The organism is Ruegeria sp. HKCCD6647-2, from assembly GCF_057221075.1.
The window spans coordinates 12,024-27,202 of record NZ_JBWVBD010000010.1 but is presented as its reverse complement, the minus strand read 5'-3'; the positions used below and the strand labels follow the sequence as shown (position 1 = coordinate 27,202).

The following is a 15,179-nucleotide window of genomic DNA, read 5'->3' as shown; positions in this document are numbered from 1 at the left end:
GATGCAGGAGCTGAAAACCGATATCCTGGTGATCGGAGCCGGGTCAGGCGGTTTGTCTGTCGCCGCGGGGGCCAGCCAGATGGGAGCGGATGTCACCCTGCTGGAAGGGCACAGAATGGGCGGCGACTGCCTGAACTTCGGCTGCGTTCCCTCCAAAGCCCTGATCGCCAGCGGCAAGGCGGCGCACGCGCAGTCCCACGCATCCCTCTATGGCGTGGCGGATGTCGATCCGAACGTGGACTATGCCGCCGCCAAGGATCACGTGCATGATGTAATCGCCCAGATCGAACCGATGGACAGTCAGGAGCGGTTCGAGAGCTTTGGTGTTCGGGTAATTCGGGAATACGGGTCGTTTGTGTCGCAGACGCAGGTGAAGGCAGGGGATAACCTGATCACCGCGCGCCGGATCGTTGTGGCCACCGGATCCTCGCCATTGGTTCCGCCACTGCCGGGGCTGGATCAGGTTCCTTATTTCACCAATGAGACGATCTTCGATCTGCGCGACAAGCCCGGGCATCTGCTGATCATTGGTGGCGGTCCCATCGGCATGGAAATGGCGCAGACCCACGCGCGGCTGGGCTGCAGGGTTACCGTAATCGAAGGCCTGAAAGCGTTGGGCAAAGACGACTCCGAGGCTGCGGAAATTGTACTGGAAGCCCTGCGGAGCGAGGGCGTCGAGATCCATGAAGACGCGATGGTGGCCCAGATTCGCGGCAAAAAAGGCGCGATTGAAGTGGTAACGGACAACGGCCAGATATTCTCCGGTACGCACTTGCTTCTGGCCGTCGGCCGCGCGGCCAATGTCGGCAATCTGAACCTTGAGGCCGCTGGCATCGAGCAGACCCGCACCGGTATCAAAACCGATGATAGCCTGCGCACCTCAAACCAACGTGTTTATGCGATCGGAGATGTCGCAGGCGGTATGCAATTCACCCACGTGGCCGGGTATCAGGCTGGAGTTCTCATCCGGTCGGCGCTGTTTGGTCTGCCATCCAAAGCCAAAACCGCACATATCCCCTGGGCGACCTATACCGACCCGGAACTGGCACAGGTTGGTCTGACCGAGGCGCAAGCCCGCGATCAGCATGGCGACAGGATGGAGGTCGCTCGGTTCGACTATCACCATAATGACCGTGCTGTGACCGAGCGAAAGACGAAAGGGTTCATTAAGGTCATGGTTGTAAAGGGTCGGCCTGTGGGTGCCACAATCGTAGGTCATCAGGCCGGGGAACTGATCAACTTGTGGTCGCTGGCCTTGGCCAATAACCTGAAAATGTCTCAGATCGCCGCGATGGTATCCCCTTATCCGACGATCGGAGAGCTTAACAAACGGGTGGCGGGTGCTTATTTCTCGCCAAGGCTGTTTGAGAATCAAATGGTTAAACGAGTGGTCAGGTTCGTCCAGCGCTGGATCCCCTGATCAAGAAAAGGAGCGCCAATTGAACTCGCTGTCCGGCCGGTTCCTGATCCTGACGACGGTCTTCGTGATGTTGGCCGAAGTCTTGATTTTTGTCCCGTCGATTGCGCGTTTTCGCGAAGATTTCCTGCTGAACCGGCTGGAGCGCGCCCAGATCGCCTCACTGGCGTTGCTGGCAGATGACATGCTGGCCGATGATCTCGAGGCCGAGTTGCTGGCCAATGCGGGCGTCTATAACGTGGTGCTGCGGCGAGACGAAGTGCGGCAGCTCATGCTGTCCTCGCCAATCCCGGATCAGATCACGCAAACCTATGATCTGCGCGATGCAAGTGCCTGGGTTCTGATCCGCGACGCGACTTCGCGCCTGTTCTCCCCTGGCAATGAAGTCATTCGCGTCATTGGCGCACCGGTCAAGGACGCCGGGCTGTTGATCGAAGTCACGATGGACAGCGATCCTTTGCGCATGGCGATGACGGACTACGGGTTGCGGATTCTGGGCCTGTCGCTGGTGATTTCGGTCATTACCGCGTCCTTCTTGTTTTTGGCAGTGCGCGTCGTGCTGGTGCGTCCGATCAAAAGCGTTGTCGGTTACATGCAGCGTTATGCCAGCGCGCCTGAAGACGCGCGGGGCATCATCTCGCCGAATTCCAGGATTACGGAACTGCGTGAAGCCGAAGAGGCGTTGCAGATGCTGCAAACGGATTTGACGCAGGCATTGAAGCAGCGTGAAAGGCTCGCCCAATTGGGCGGCGCAGTTGCCAAGGTCAGTCACGATCTTCGGAACATACTGACGTCGGCCCAATTGTTTACCGACAGGATCGAGGCAAGTGACGATCCTTTGGTGCGGCGGATGGCGCCGAAACTGGTTAACTCCATCACGCGGGCGGTGTCCTTGTGTGAAAGCACTTTGGCCTTCGGCCGGGCCGAAGAACCGCCACCGACGCTGACAATGGTGAAACTGCATGACGTGGCCGAGGATGTGGTCGCCAGCGAGCAGCTCGCGATTGCCGACGCCTGTGTTGAAATTGTGAACGACGTTCCGCAGGACCTTGTGGCACGGGCTGATCCTGAACAACTGTTTCGGGTTATTCTGAACCTCGTCCGCAACGCCCGGCAGGCATTGGTCGCGTCCGGTCAGCCGGGCAGGGTGGTGGTGAGCGCGTCTGAAACGGAAAACGAATGGTGCATGGAAGTCAGCGATACGGGGCCGGGCCTTCCTCCTAAAGCGAAGGAAAACCTGTTTACCCCGTTTCAGGGTGGCGTGCGCAAAGGAGGATCTGGTCTAGGTCTCGCCATTTCGCAGGAACTGGTCCGCGGACATGGTGGCGATCTGGTTCTGAAAGACACGGGGCCGCAGGGAACGACCTTTGAAATAAGGCTTCCGCGCGGAGACAGGACTTTTTGAAGATTTTTTTCAGAATCAGCTTGCACGCACCCTGCGCCGGGTCTACATAGCGCCTCACCAACGCGGACCGATAGCTCAGCTGGATAGAGTACTTGACTACGAATCAAGGGGTCGGGGGTTCGAATCCTCCTCGGTCCGCCACTTGGTAAAAACTTCCCTAAAACAAAATACTTACAGGTCAATTTTGTTCAGATATTTGCGACCTGAACTTTTTGTTCCTGAACCATCCACAGACAATATCCGTTTCTTGTCCGCTTATTTGGTGTAGCGTTCAGCTTCATCCAGAGATTCATGGCCCTACCATGTCATCAGTTGATGCGATGTAGCGCCGTACTTAGCGAGTCTCGCACAACAGGTATGGGACAAGATACTAGCGGGGCTGACCGAGAGCTGGATTGTCCCCGACGCCCCGCAAATGGTCGACAGCACGGTGGTTCGTGCCCATCATCAGGCAGCGGTCGCTAATGACGGCCTCCTCGACACGGCCTTGGCCGTTCAAAAGGTAGCTTCACGATCAAGATCCACCTTCGGGCACGTGCCGCCGGTCTGCCGATGAGAACTGACATCATGCCCGGCCAGACGTCCGGTTATCTCGGCTTCGATTTCATCATGAACGACAATCCGCCGGAACCCTTATTGCTGCTGGCTGACAAAGGTTACGATGCTGACAGTAGCCGCGACGATATGCGTTGCCGAAGCATCCAAACGGTATTTCCCAAGCGGAAGTCGCGAAAGAAGCGTGTTGGCATTGATCGCCCACTGTATCGACTGTGGAACCTGATTGAGATGCTTGAACAAGCTGAAGAATGCACGCCGCGTCGCGACACGTTACGAAAAAAAACAGCAGAAAATTTCTTGGCTACGTCGACATTGCGTCAATCCGCCTGTGGCTTTGCCATTTGTCAACGTAACCTAACCATACTTAAACACCTGTGGATTGATGTAGCCTTGACTTTGGAATTCCCATTCGAGTGTTTGGGCTTTCAGGTGTTAGAGACGACCGTACTAGAACGCGACCCGATCTCCTCCTTTCAATTCCAGGATTTCCCTTGCCTCATCTGGTGTTGCGATCTGGTTACCCAAATCCTCAACTATACGCCGGATTTTGGACACCTGTTGCGCATTGCTCTCGGCCAGTTGGCCGCGAGAAATGAACAGGCTGTCTTCAAGACCGACGCGAAGGTTGCCGCCCATCTGACTGGCCGTCGTGGCAAGCGACATCTGAGCTCCACCTGCCCCTAAGACCGACCAACGGTAATCATCGCCAAACAGACGGTCTGCCGTGCGTTTCATAAAGACCAGATTGTCGACCTCAGATCCGATACCACCGAGGATTCCAAAGATGAACTGAATGAAGATTGGTGCCTTGAACAACCCGATATCCATGCAGAATTTCAGGTTATACAAGTGGCCAACATCGTAGCATTCGTGTTCGAATTTTATGTCATGCGGTGCCAACGTTTCCGCCGCCTCGCGAATGTCTCGGAACGTATTGCGAAAGATGTTCTGATCAGAGTTCGCGACATAGTCTTTCTCCCAATCAAATTTCCAATCGTCATCGCCGTATCGGTTGGCCAATGGGTGAAACGAGAAGTTCATCGAACCCATATTCATCGAGCACATTTCTGGGCTGAAAGTCTTGGCCGGGTTGATCCGGTCTTGAATGGATAGTGTCAGCGATCCACCGGTCGATAGATTCACAACTGCGTCGGTGGCCTGTTTGATGCGCGGCAAGAAAGGTGCGAAGTCGTTCGGGTCAACCGACGGTGAACCATCCTCGGGATTGCGTGCATGAAGATGCAGGATCGACGCTCCGGCCTCTGCGGCCTTAACCGCCTGCCGCGCGATGTCATCATAGGTGTACGGAAGTGCATCCGACATGGTTGGTGTGTGGATCGCTCCTGTTACAGCACATGTTATGATGGTCTTTTTCTGACGGGCCATGAGTTCAGTTTTCCTTGGATTGTCTGATGTGCTTCACGCGATATCCCAGCGGGAATAGTTGCAGGTCATAACGGCTGCGGATCACGCCCCAGATACCTTTCGGTGCCTTGAGCATGACGACAATCGCAACCACTCCGAGAACGATGAGGTACGTAGTTCCGAGGTCGGCCAGCGTTTCGCGCAGCGCAAAGAAGACGAGTGTGCCGATGATCGGTCCTTCGATGGTGCCGATGCCGCCGATTACGACGATGAAGATGACGAAGGCGGTCCAGTCGTTGACGCTGAACGCCGCATCCGGTGAAATGCGCAGCTTTTGAAGGAAAATGTGAGCACCGATCATTGCCGTAAACGCCGACGTGACGACGTAGACGATGAACTTCGTTCGCCAGATATCGATGCCGAGGCTACCGGCTGCCAGCTCGTTGTCGCGAATTGCAGTCAACGCCAAACCTTGGCGCGAACGCAGGAAGAGATAGACGGCGGTCACCACCAGTACGGCGGACCCGAGCGCCAGCCAATAACTCAGCGCCTCTCGCATCGCGCGACCGGACGCCAGTGATTTCACGATGGCGACCGGGAGCGAGGATCCTGAACCTCCGCCAAGCGCTGAGATTTGTGCGAAGCTCAGCCGAAAGACTTCAGCGATGACCCAGGTGCCAATGGCAAAATATGCGCCCCGAAGCCTGAAGATCAGAACAGCCACCGGGATCGAGATCAAAGCCCCCAGCACGCCTGCGGCTGCTATGGCAACCAATGGGTTCAGCCCACCCAGCATCGTAAGTGCAAAGAGCATATACCCGCCGAAGCCCACATAGGCTTGCTGCCCAACAGAGACGAGACCGGCGTAGCCCGCCATGAGGTTCCAAAGGGTGGCGAGGGATAGGTAGAGAAACAACTCTCCCATCAAGCGCATGTCAGCGCGGCCTGCCCACCAGGGCGCTGCAATCAAAACAAGCAGAGCAATTGCGGTTAGGAGCGCAGCAACTCGGGCAGCTTTTGAGGATCGAGATACGGAATAGTCTTGCAGGTTCATCCGGAAACCCTCGGGAAGAGACCGTTCGGACGAACGGCAAGAATGACAAGGAAAGCGATATGGCCGGCTAGCACCTGCCAGCCCGGATCAATCTTGGCTCCGATGGTCTGCGCGACGCCAAGGATAACGCCGCCAATGAGAGTGCCCCAAAGGTTGCCCAGCCCGCCGATAATGACAGCCTCAAAGCCAAAGATCAGGCGACCTCCACCGATTGAAGGATCAAAACTTGTCCGAATGCCGAGCAGGATACCAGCGATCGCCGTCACGCCGAGGGCCAGCGCCATGGCCAAGCCAAAGATATGCCGACGATTGAGCCCCATGAGCTGTGCGATGTCTTGATTGTCGGACACTGCTCGAAATGCGCGACCGAGTGCGGTTTGATAAAAGGTCCATTGCAACCCCCAGATTACGGCGATCGCAATCCCGAAGGTTAGTAGCGGTAGTATCCCGAGGGTCACACCACCTACTGCAACGCTGGCTGTTTCCAGAGCACCAGCATTCAGTGTTTGGGGGTCGGCCGTATAGACCTCCAGCAACCCGTTCTGGATAATTACGCTCAGCCCAAAGGTCACAAGCAGCGGTGGAAGAATATCGTCGCCCAGTGTCTGGTTCAGCAGGCCGCGTTGAAGGGCATACCCGATCAACGCCATGGCGGGAACGACGATCACCAAAGCGGCCATCGGATTCATCCCCGTCGCGGTCGTCACGGTCAGCCCGAGATACGCGGCCAGCACAATCAAATCGCCATGGGCAATATTGACAAGCCGCATGACTCCAAAGATCAACGACAGACCTGCGGCAAACAGCGCGTATAGCCCACCCAGCAAAGTTCCCTGCACAATAGCGTTCAGCCATTCCATGTTATTCGATCCCGAAATACGCACGCGAAATGTCTTCGCGCGAAACGGTGTCAGACGTGCTTTCCAGCGAAACGCGTCCCTCCTGCAGGCAGTAGACCCGGCTTGAAACCGACAGTGCCTTGGTGATGTCCTGTTCGACGATGATCGCGCTCATGCCCTCGCCGATGATGCCGGGCAGAGCCTCGTAGATGTCTTTAATGATGATCGGCGCGAGCCCGAGGCTGATTTCATCGAACAGGATCAGATCGGGATTGGCCATCAATGCGCGCCCGATGGCGACCATCTGCTGTTGACCGCCCGACAGCGATGTAGAGGCCTGATCTTTTCGCTCTTCAAGGATCGGGAATAGATCATAGACGGCTTTCAAATCCCAAGGGCCCGCTCGACCAACTTGAGCCCCGATCATAAGGTTTTCTTTGACTGACAAAGAGGGGAACAATTGACGACCCTCTGGGACCATCGCCAAGCCAAGCTCTGCAACCTGGTCTGCGCGAAGGCGGCTGATATCCTGACCCCGGTAGTGAATCTGATCCGGTCCGTTCGTCAGCAGCCCGGTGATAGATCGCATCAGGGTCGTCTTGCCTGCGCCGTTCGCACCGATGATGGCAAGAACTTCGCCTTCGCCAACGTCCAGTTCGACATCGTACAGCGCTTGGAAGTCGTCATAGTGCGCGTTCAACCCGCGTGTCTGCAGAATTGGATCAGGCATCGGCTTCGATCCCCAGATAGATTTCTTTGACTTCAGCGCTTTCCATGATTGCCTGCGGCTCGCCCTCGGCGATCTTTTTTCCGAAGTCGATAACGATCAGGCGGTCAACAACGGCCAGAAGCGCATGCACAACATGTTCGATCCAGATAATGGTGACGCCAGACGCGTGGATGTCCTTGATGGTCTGAACCAGTGACTTGCATTCAGCTTCGGTCAAGCCACCTGCAATCTCATCCAACAGCAGCAGTTTGGGCTTAGCGCAAAGCGCGCGTGTCAGTTCCAGGCGTTTGCGTTCCAACAAAGTCAGGTTGCCCGCTAAAACGTTTGCCTTGGGCAGCAGCTCCGTTTGGTACAGAACTTCCAGACAAAAACGCTCAGCCTGGTGTCCATGCATGCCAGCTGATTGCGTGGCGGCGATCATTGCGTTTTCAAAAACCGTCATGCCAGAAAACGGCTGCGGGACCTGATAAGAACGCGCGATACCTGCATGGCTGCGCTTTGCCGCGCTCCATTTGGTGACGTTCTGCCCATTGAATTCTATGACACCGAAGTTCGATTTGAGCGTCCCAGTGATCAAGTTGAACATCGAGGTTTTGCCAGCGCCGTTGGGGCCTATTACCCCGAGTGCTTCGCCTTGCTCGACCTCATAGCTCATAGCATCTGCGACAGTGACCGCGCCAAATGCCTTGCTCAGGTCTTGGAGTCTCAAGATTGTCGTCATGTTTCTCTCGGATGGAGGGTTCGGCGCCAAGATCGGCGCCGAATGTCTGGTCAGCCCAGCAGTTTCATGTCTGCCGTCACCGGAACCTCTGGCGCGGTGCTGTTGGCAACGATCTGCAGCTCGTACGCGTCTCCGGACTTCTGCCACTGACCACCGACCAGCGGAGTTTTGGTAACGTTGTTCATCGGCCCATCACTCCAGTTCACCGGCCCGACAATTGTGTTCAGGTTGGTGGACGTGATTGCCGAAATGATCGAAGACGGGTCTTCCAAATCATCCGCCCGCTTGATGACATCCGCGACGACCTCGAACAGCGCGTGTTTAAAGCCGAGCGGTTGTGTCCACGGACGGCCCGACTCTGCCGTGTAACCTTCTGCCAGATCTTTTGAAGAAATACCTGTGAGTGAGGACGAGAACGGATGATGTGGAGACCACCAGACCTCGGTCGATAGCCCGTCACCACGGTCGCCCAGCGATTCAATGACGGATGGGAACAGAAGTGCCTTGCCAATGGTCACGACCTTCGGGTTGAACCCTTGCTGGGCGGCTTGGCTCCAGAAAGTCGCGAAATCCGGCGGGATCATGTTGCCAGTGACGATTTCGCAACCAGCCGCCTTGAATGCTGCGATCTGGTTTGAGAAATCGTCGGACAGAGGCTGATAGCGACCGGGATCGGTGAGCGTGTACCCGGCGGCAGCAAGCGGTTTAGGCATGCCCAGTTCCGCATCACCCCAAGCATTACCATCAGCATCGTTGGGGAAAAGACCGCCCACAGTCTTGGTCACGCCCGTTTTGTCCCACATGTCGAGGAACGCTGCGATCACATCCTCCAAACCCCAGAAGAAGTGATAGGTCGTTTCAAAACCCTCTCCCGGAACACCATTGCGGCCAAAGAAATAAGGCTGCCATGGGCAGTCGGTTGTGATACAGGGAACTTCATTGATCTCTGCCTGATCAGCGACGGGATTCACCGTGTCCGGAGTTGACGCCGCCACGATGATATCAACTTCATCACCCAAGATCAGATCTGCCGCGACCTCGGCTGCTCGGTTCGGGTTGGACTGGCTGTCTTTTGAAATGATCTCGACATTCCAGGTCTTTCCATTGTTGTCCAACCCGGCCGAAAAGACCTGCTGTATGGCTTGAAGCACGTACTCGTCGGCCTCAGCGAAACCAGCCAATGGACCGGTACGCGGGCTGACATTGCCAATCCTTAGCGTCGGGTTTGCGGCATAGGCACGCGTTGCCCGGAGGATGGCCGGAGCAGCGATTGCCGCCGTAGCCCCGGCAATAAAACTGCGCCTCGTGGCCGTTTTGAAAGTCCTTGTCATTGCGTCCTCCCTTCACCGGCCTCCCGCCAGTGTTTGATTGATCTTACAAAGTCTTCTCGAGATTTTTCAGATGTTTCGCGACACGTTGGCGAACCCGGTCTGCCTCGCCCTCGGCCCATTTCCTGAAGCCTTCGCCGGATTTCATTCCAAGCTTACCTGCATCGACAAGCGACTTGAGATAAGATGAAGGTCCCTTACCCGCCTCAAGATCGTGCAATACGTTTTTGTGGATATCGAGCGTCAGGTCGGTGCCCACCATATCAGCGTTTTCAAGCGGACCGAGGACCGCCAATCGCCGCCCAAAGCTGGACTTGATCACAGTATCAACAGCTTCCGCGTCACAGATCCCATTTTCCACTAGACTAACCGCTTCTCGCCACAGCGCATGCTGAAGGCGATTGCCAATAAAGCCAGGCACATCCTTCTCGACCATCACCGGAGTCTTCCCGGCATCTTCCAACAGATCGAACATCGTCTGCGCGACCTCAGGGTCCGTCCACTCGGTCTTAATGACTTCGACCAGCGGGATCATGTGCGGCGGGTTCCACCAATGTGTTCCGAGTGCTCGGTTTTTCAACCGCAGCCCAGACATAATCTGAGTGATCGGCATGACCGAAGTATTCGACGCGAGAATGCAGGTCTCTGGTGCGTGCGCTTCAATCTCAGCAAAAATCGCTTGCTTTAGCTCCAGCTTTTCCGGTGCCGCTTCGAACACAGCGTCGGCACTTTTAACTACACCTTCCGTCGTCGCAAAGATTTCAATCATCTTGAGGGTTTTTGTGATTGCGATCTCGTCGTCCCCCATCGCGGCCATGCTAGCGCGGATGCGGTCAGACACGGTGGCTCGTGCCTCTTCAACGGGATCTGTGATGGCGACATATTGACCTGCTTTTGCCAAGGTCAGGGCGATACCGTGCCCCATAAGACCCGCGCCAACTACCGCTATCTGCTGCTTCTTGCGCACCATTCTTTAACCCGCCGTATATCCGCCGTCGGCATGAAGGATATGCCCGGTGTAAAAATCAGATGCCCGCGACGCGAGAAACAGGAGCGGACCGGCCAGGTCTTCAGGCTCGCCCAGTCGTCCTTTGGGAACGCGGGTCAGGAAGCCATCGCGCACAGCCTTGGCTTCGTCGGTGTCTTCGAACATCCAGGCCGTCAAAGGCGAACGGAATACCGTCGGCGCGATCGCGTTGACGGTGATCCCAGTTGGACCCAGCTCACATCCCAAGGCTTTGGTTATCCCGTTTACTGCAGCCTTTGACGCGCAATATGCCGTGTAACCGGCTGGGTGGCCCAGGATACTACGAGCAGAACTGACGAAAATGATCTTGCCGTATTTGCTTTGCTTCATGTGCGCCGCCGCCGCGCGTGCCAACAGCCAGCTTTGGTTCACGTTGGCGTCCATCACTGCATCGAAGGTCTCTGGCGTCATTTCGTTGATCGGCGCGACTTTGTTCATGCCGGACGCAACAACGAGAATATCGAGCTTACCAAAGCTGTTGACGGCTTCGTCGACCAATGCATCACAAGACGCCTCATCTGTGGGGCGCGTGTTTATTGCAACGACGGTCGCGCCAAGCTCTTCGCACTCTGTGGCAATCTTATCGAGCGCGTCTTGGTTGCCCGCTGCCAGAACGAGGTTGCAACCTGCCCCGGCCAGGACGCGTGCAGCTACCATTCCGAACGCTCCCGAAGCTCCGGTGATCAGTGCGACATCACCTTTTACGTCAAACATCTTGAGTGGATCAGACATTCATTTCGTCCTTAGCTTTCTGGTGGATACGGAATGACCACCAGCATTTTGCAGGTGTTGTTCGCGCGGTTTTCAATTTTGCGCACTTCGCCCGGTGCGATTGTGCAGCTGTCCATGGGGCCAAGGGTGGTTTCGGTGTCATTAACGATGACAGTCATTTCACCCTCCAGAACAACGTAGACTTTCTCGAACGGAGTAGAATCTGGTCCAGCACCGCCGTCCGGCAGGAACTGACTGAAACCAATCCACTGGTTTTTCGGCCCATGTTCTTCAAACCCCTGCAAACGAAGCCCATGACACCCAAAGTGGTTCGGTGCTTCATAGGGTTGGGCGTCTTGAAACCGCTTCAGATGCATGTCCGTCTCCGATCGGGTTGTTGAAATGGCGGCCGCCGGAATACCGACGACCGGTCCGTGAGTGTTCAGAACTCTTTGCCAGCTTCGATTCGGTAGGATTGGTTTTTGTCGATCATCGCAACCAAGCGGATGATGCAACCGTCGCCACGATCCCAATTCCACGGGAAAAACGCGAATGTGCAACGCTTGCCGGTCACCTTATCCAGATCCCCGCCGACATTTTCGATACCCAGAATACCTTTGGAGAACAGCATGTTGTGTACCGGCTCCCACTCAGGGAAATCAACTTCCCACGGGGTTCCACCCGACCATTCAAGATATTCTTTCTCCAGATGGGGCATTATCGGACCGTTTCGCTGTGGGCCAATGGCCGTGGCCAGCGGATGATCGTTTGCCTGGGTGTCATGCCCGACGACTTTCACACCCTTTTCGATCATCCACTCGGCGGCCGAGGGAACAAGACCTGGGCAGTAGGCAAAGTAGTCACCATCTTCGTACTGCTTGTGCCAACCGGTATTGATGATCAGAACATCACCTTTGCGGATCGCGTGCCCGCAAGCCTTCTCGAGATCATCTCCAGTAATCTGTTCCCACTTCTTTTTGGGCACCGAAACGACCAGGCCAGAACCGAAGAAGTGCGGCAGCGGCACCTCGTCGATGAACGGCGTTCCCTGAACAACATGCGCCGGTGCATCTATATGCGTGGTCACGTGCATGGTAGTGGTAATCGTCTGCGACAGAACGCCGGACTTGGCCATATAGTGTTTTCGGTCGATCTGAACGTCTTTGAAGTAGGGCCAATTCGGACACTGAAACCCGTATCTGTGGCTCAGGTTGTAGAACTCCAGCCCCATGTCGTTTTCGGTGTTGCCCTGGAATTCGATGCCGCGGATTTCAACCATCGGGCATATCTCCTCTGTTCGCCGGTGATGCAGCGTTGTTCGATTTTCGTTTGTCTGGGTGGCCTTCCCACCTGTCCCGTATCATGATGCATGCGCACCGCAATGCGGTCAACTTAAAACTCATAATACGGTTGACTTGCACCGCATCGCGATACAATGTGACTGAATACTTGATGCCGGTGTGCGGTGGTAACAAGAAGCGTGAGGATAACTCAAGTGTCTGAAAAAAATGAAAAAGGTGGAATTCAGGTTATTTCGCGAGCGGCTTCGATTCTGCGCGTTTTGAAGGAAAGCCAATCCGGAATGAGCTTGGGGAAAATCGCCGAACGCGTCGACTTGCCCCGCTCTACGGTACAGAGAATCACAAGCGCCCTGGCGGAAGAAAAGCTTGTTATTGCTGACGCGAATGGTGGCGGTTTGCGGTTGGGTCCTGAACTGAGCGTTCTCGCAGACGCAGCGCACTACAATATTGTCGAACACTGTCGGCTTCTATTGACTGAACTGACCCAGAAAACCGGAGAAACGACGGACCTCGCCGTTATGCGCGGTATTGGTATGGTTTTCTTGGATCAAGTCCCCGGCATTTACCGGCTGACTACTGTTTCTCAAGTCGGGGAGGTTTTCCCGCTCACGACGACTGCAAACGGCAAGGCCTGCTTAGCGCAACTCAAACCGGAGGAATCCATCAAGCTTATAAAAAACGAGTGGGATAGAAACGGTGTTCAGAGAAACCTGGATGAATTTTTGACTGAATTGGACATTATCCGCAAACAGGGTCTTGCATACGACCTGGAAGAGCACTCAGTCGGCGTGTCAGCAATTGGTTTTTCATTCACCGACTGGGTAGGAGATCTGCACGCAATCTCTATCCCTGTACCTACGACCAGATTTGCAAAGCAAAGAGCCACAATCGAAAAATCGCTGATTGAAACTTCCGCCAATATCCACAAAACCTTTAGGTAACGGGATGTACACAGAAACGGAAAGCTGGTTCTTGAAGTCCAACGCATGCGCTCGGCCGAGGCAGAATTGTTCCGCTCAGAGCATCCGGTAGATTGGAATATTTCCCAAAAGGTGTTTCACACGAGAACATCGTCGCAATTTGGTTTCTCTGAAACGAAGGAAAACCTTCGAGCCGCAAATGGCAAAACCAGTGCGAAACAAAACGCCAATTGACACAAAGAATTGCCTAATTGTCATCAAATGGCAGAACTTAACCATTTGTGCCTCTCTTCCTTCATCCGGTGCCCAGACTTGTTTCATCGATCCAGACTTCCTTTCCGAAAAATTGGATCTGATATGCTTATCAGATGCCGCGGGCGACAGAGCCCGCTGATCTGCCACGTGGCGAACACGGTTGGGAGTGAGTCAATGTCAGAAATAGTCTTGCCGTCGGTAGGGGCGCAGGCGGTCTCAACGTTTTTTTGTGGTCTTGTTTGTGATTGCCAAACGGACGCGCCTCCCCGACGGATTGGTATATGCCTCTCTTGTCATGTTATTCCATATCATATATGCCGCTCGTAACGTTATAAAATCACACAGAGGATCCGATGGCCAGAAATCTCCTTCCAATATCGATCTCGGCTGCACTGATCGGTGGGACGGCAATCGCGGATGTTCCCAACGTCGCTGTCGACATAGCGCCGGTTCATTCTTTGGTAGCACGGGTAATGGACGGTGTCGGCACACCTGATCTGATTGTTCCTCCGGGTGCGTCGCCACATGAGTACAACCTGCGCCCTTCGGAGGCCGCAGCCCTGCAGGAGGCTGATCTGGTTTTCTGGCTGGGCGAAGATCTGACGCCGTGGATGGAAGGCGCAGTCCAGACTCTCGCCGAAGGGGCGACTGTCACGACCCTGCTGGAATCGGACGGCACTGTTCTTCTTGATTTCCGTGAAAATGCGTTGTTCGAGGCGCATGACCATGGAGATGAAGGCGACCACGGTCACGACGACTATGCTGAAGACGAGGGTCACGACGATCATGACCATGGTGATGAGCATGCCGAGGAAGGCGAGCACGCGCATGAAGACGAACATGATCATTCCGAACACGATGACCACGATCATGACGACCATGCCGAACACGATGGACACGCTCACGGTGCACATGACCCGCATGCTTGGCTGTCACCAGCAAACGCTGAAACCTGGCTGAACCTGATCGCGGCGCAGTTGTCGGCCGCTGACCCGGATAATGCGGGTGCTTATTTTGCCAACGCTGCCGCCGCGCGTGAAGAAATGGCTGCGCTGTCCGCCGAGGTTGCCGAAACACTTGAACCGGTTCGTGGCCGCAGCTTCATCGTGTTTCATGACGCCTATCAGTATTTCGAAGACGCATTCGACTTTCCTGCTTCGGGCGCGATTTCAATCGGTGATGCAACCGACCCCAGCCCGGCGCGCATCGCAGAGATACAGGGGCGCATTCGCGAAGAAGGCATTGATTGCGTTTTGGCTGAACCTCAGTTCAATCCGGGAATTATTGACACCGTTCTGGGGGGGACCGACGCCAATACCGCTGTGATTGACCCTCTCGGGTCTGATCTTGAGCCCGGTGTGACCCTCTACCCGCAAGTCATCCGCAACATGGCCAAAACACTGGCCGGGTGCCTTTGATCTGCTTAGTTAGCCCAGCCGAAGTTAAAACGCAGGCAGGGCTTAACACCGTCAGGGGCAATGCAGTTTACCAGTGCTCGTGTTCCCAGTGACAGCGTTGTCCCTGACGCACACAGGTTGAGTGCTCCTG

General features: G+C 55.4%; 14 protein-coding genes, 1 tRNA gene and 1 pseudogene. 6 read left to right on the top strand and 10 right to left on the bottom strand.

Going from position 1 to position 15,179, the window contains the following annotated elements:
• The first annotated feature begins 1 nt into the window (after position 1).
• The 4 genes and pseudogenes from AC2TDJ_RS19615 to AC2TDJ_RS19600 form a co-directional block, all read left to right on the top strand.
• A complete protein-coding gene (locus tag AC2TDJ_RS19615; RefSeq protein ID WP_480844380.1) occupies positions 2–1,420 on the top strand; it encodes a dihydrolipoyl dehydrogenase family protein in 1,419 nt (472 codons plus the stop codon).
• Positions 1,421–1,439: 19 nt separating this feature from the next.
• A complete protein-coding gene (locus AC2TDJ_RS19610; RefSeq protein WP_480844379.1) occupies positions 1,440–2,822 on the top strand; it encodes an ATP-binding protein in 1,383 nt (460 codons plus the stop codon).
• Between the two features lie 64 nt (positions 2,823–2,886).
• Positions 2,887–2,963 (top strand) — tRNA-Arg (locus AC2TDJ_RS19605).
• 214 nt (positions 2,964–3,177) lie between these two features.
• Positions 3,178–3,733: pseudogene (locus AC2TDJ_RS19600) on the top strand (IS5 family transposase); the annotation flags it as partial.
• A 94-nt stretch (positions 3,734–3,827) separates the two neighbouring features.
• Here AC2TDJ_RS19600 and kce read toward each other — a convergent pair.
• The 10 genes from kce to AC2TDJ_RS19550 all read right to left on the bottom strand — a co-directional run bounded on the left by kce (position 3,828) and on the right by AC2TDJ_RS19550 (position 12,434).
• Entirely contained in the window at positions 3,828–4,766 is a 939-nt protein-coding gene (gene kce, locus AC2TDJ_RS19595) for a 3,5-dioxohexanoate:acetyl-CoA acetone transferase (RefSeq protein WP_480844378.1), read from the bottom strand.
• A 4-nt stretch (positions 4,767–4,770) separates the two neighbouring features.
• On the bottom strand, positions 4,771–5,799 hold the full coding sequence (locus tag AC2TDJ_RS19590) for a branched-chain amino acid ABC transporter permease (protein ID WP_480844377.1): 1,029 nt from the start codon (positions 5,797–5,799) through the stop codon (positions 4,771–4,773).
• Entirely contained in the window at positions 5,796–6,659 is an 864-nt protein-coding gene (locus AC2TDJ_RS19585) for a branched-chain amino acid ABC transporter permease (RefSeq protein ID WP_480844376.1), read from the bottom strand. The genes AC2TDJ_RS19590 and AC2TDJ_RS19585 overlap by 4 nt, the downstream gene beginning before the upstream one ends.
• A gap of 1 nt (position 6,660) precedes the next feature.
• Positions 6,661–7,368, bottom strand: coding sequence for an ABC transporter ATP-binding protein (locus AC2TDJ_RS19580; protein WP_480844375.1), 708 nt, complete (start codon positions 7,366–7,368; stop codon positions 6,661–6,663).
• Entirely contained in the window at positions 7,361–8,089 is a 729-nt protein-coding gene (locus AC2TDJ_RS19575; protein ID WP_480844374.1) for an ABC transporter ATP-binding protein, read from the bottom strand. The genes AC2TDJ_RS19580 and AC2TDJ_RS19575 overlap by 8 nt, the downstream gene beginning before the upstream one ends.
• A 50-nt stretch (positions 8,090–8,139) precedes the next feature.
• Positions 8,140–9,420, bottom strand: coding sequence for an ABC transporter substrate-binding protein (locus AC2TDJ_RS19570; RefSeq protein WP_480844373.1), 1,281 nt, complete (start codon positions 9,418–9,420; stop codon positions 8,140–8,142).
• Between the two features lie 43 nt (positions 9,421–9,463).
• On the bottom strand, positions 9,464–10,387 hold the full coding sequence (locus AC2TDJ_RS19565) for a 3-hydroxyacyl-CoA dehydrogenase family protein (protein WP_480844372.1): 924 nt from the start codon (positions 10,385–10,387) through the stop codon (positions 9,464–9,466).
• 3 nt (positions 10,388–10,390) lie between these two features.
• Positions 10,391–11,176, bottom strand: coding sequence for an SDR family NAD(P)-dependent oxidoreductase (locus AC2TDJ_RS19560; protein WP_480844371.1), 786 nt, complete (start codon positions 11,174–11,176; stop codon positions 10,391–10,393).
• Positions 11,177–11,187: 11 nt separating this feature from the next.
• Positions 11,188–11,532: a cupin domain-containing protein gene (locus tag AC2TDJ_RS19555; RefSeq protein ID WP_480844370.1), complete on the bottom strand. Its 345-nt coding sequence runs from the start codon at positions 11,530–11,532 to the stop codon at positions 11,188–11,190.
• A 65-nt stretch (positions 11,533–11,597) separates the two neighbouring features.
• Positions 11,598–12,434: a cyclase family protein gene (locus tag AC2TDJ_RS19550; protein WP_480844369.1), complete on the bottom strand. Its 837-nt coding sequence runs from the start codon at positions 12,432–12,434 to the stop codon at positions 11,598–11,600.
• A 216-nt stretch (positions 12,435–12,650) separates the two neighbouring features.
• Between AC2TDJ_RS19550 and AC2TDJ_RS19545 the strand changes: the two genes are divergently transcribed.
• Both AC2TDJ_RS19545 and AC2TDJ_RS19540 read left to right on the top strand, forming a co-directional pair.
• Positions 12,651–13,397, top strand: a complete 747-nt coding sequence (locus AC2TDJ_RS19545) for an IclR family transcriptional regulator (protein ID WP_480844368.1) — start codon at positions 12,651–12,653, stop codon at positions 13,395–13,397.
• A gap of 587 nt (positions 13,398–13,984) precedes the next feature.
• Positions 13,985–15,049 (top strand): zinc ABC transporter substrate-binding protein, encoded by a 1,065-nt coding sequence (locus AC2TDJ_RS19540; protein WP_480844367.1) that lies wholly within the window; start codon positions 13,985–13,987, stop codon positions 15,047–15,049.
• The last annotated feature ends 130 nt before the right edge of the window (positions 15,050–15,179 follow it).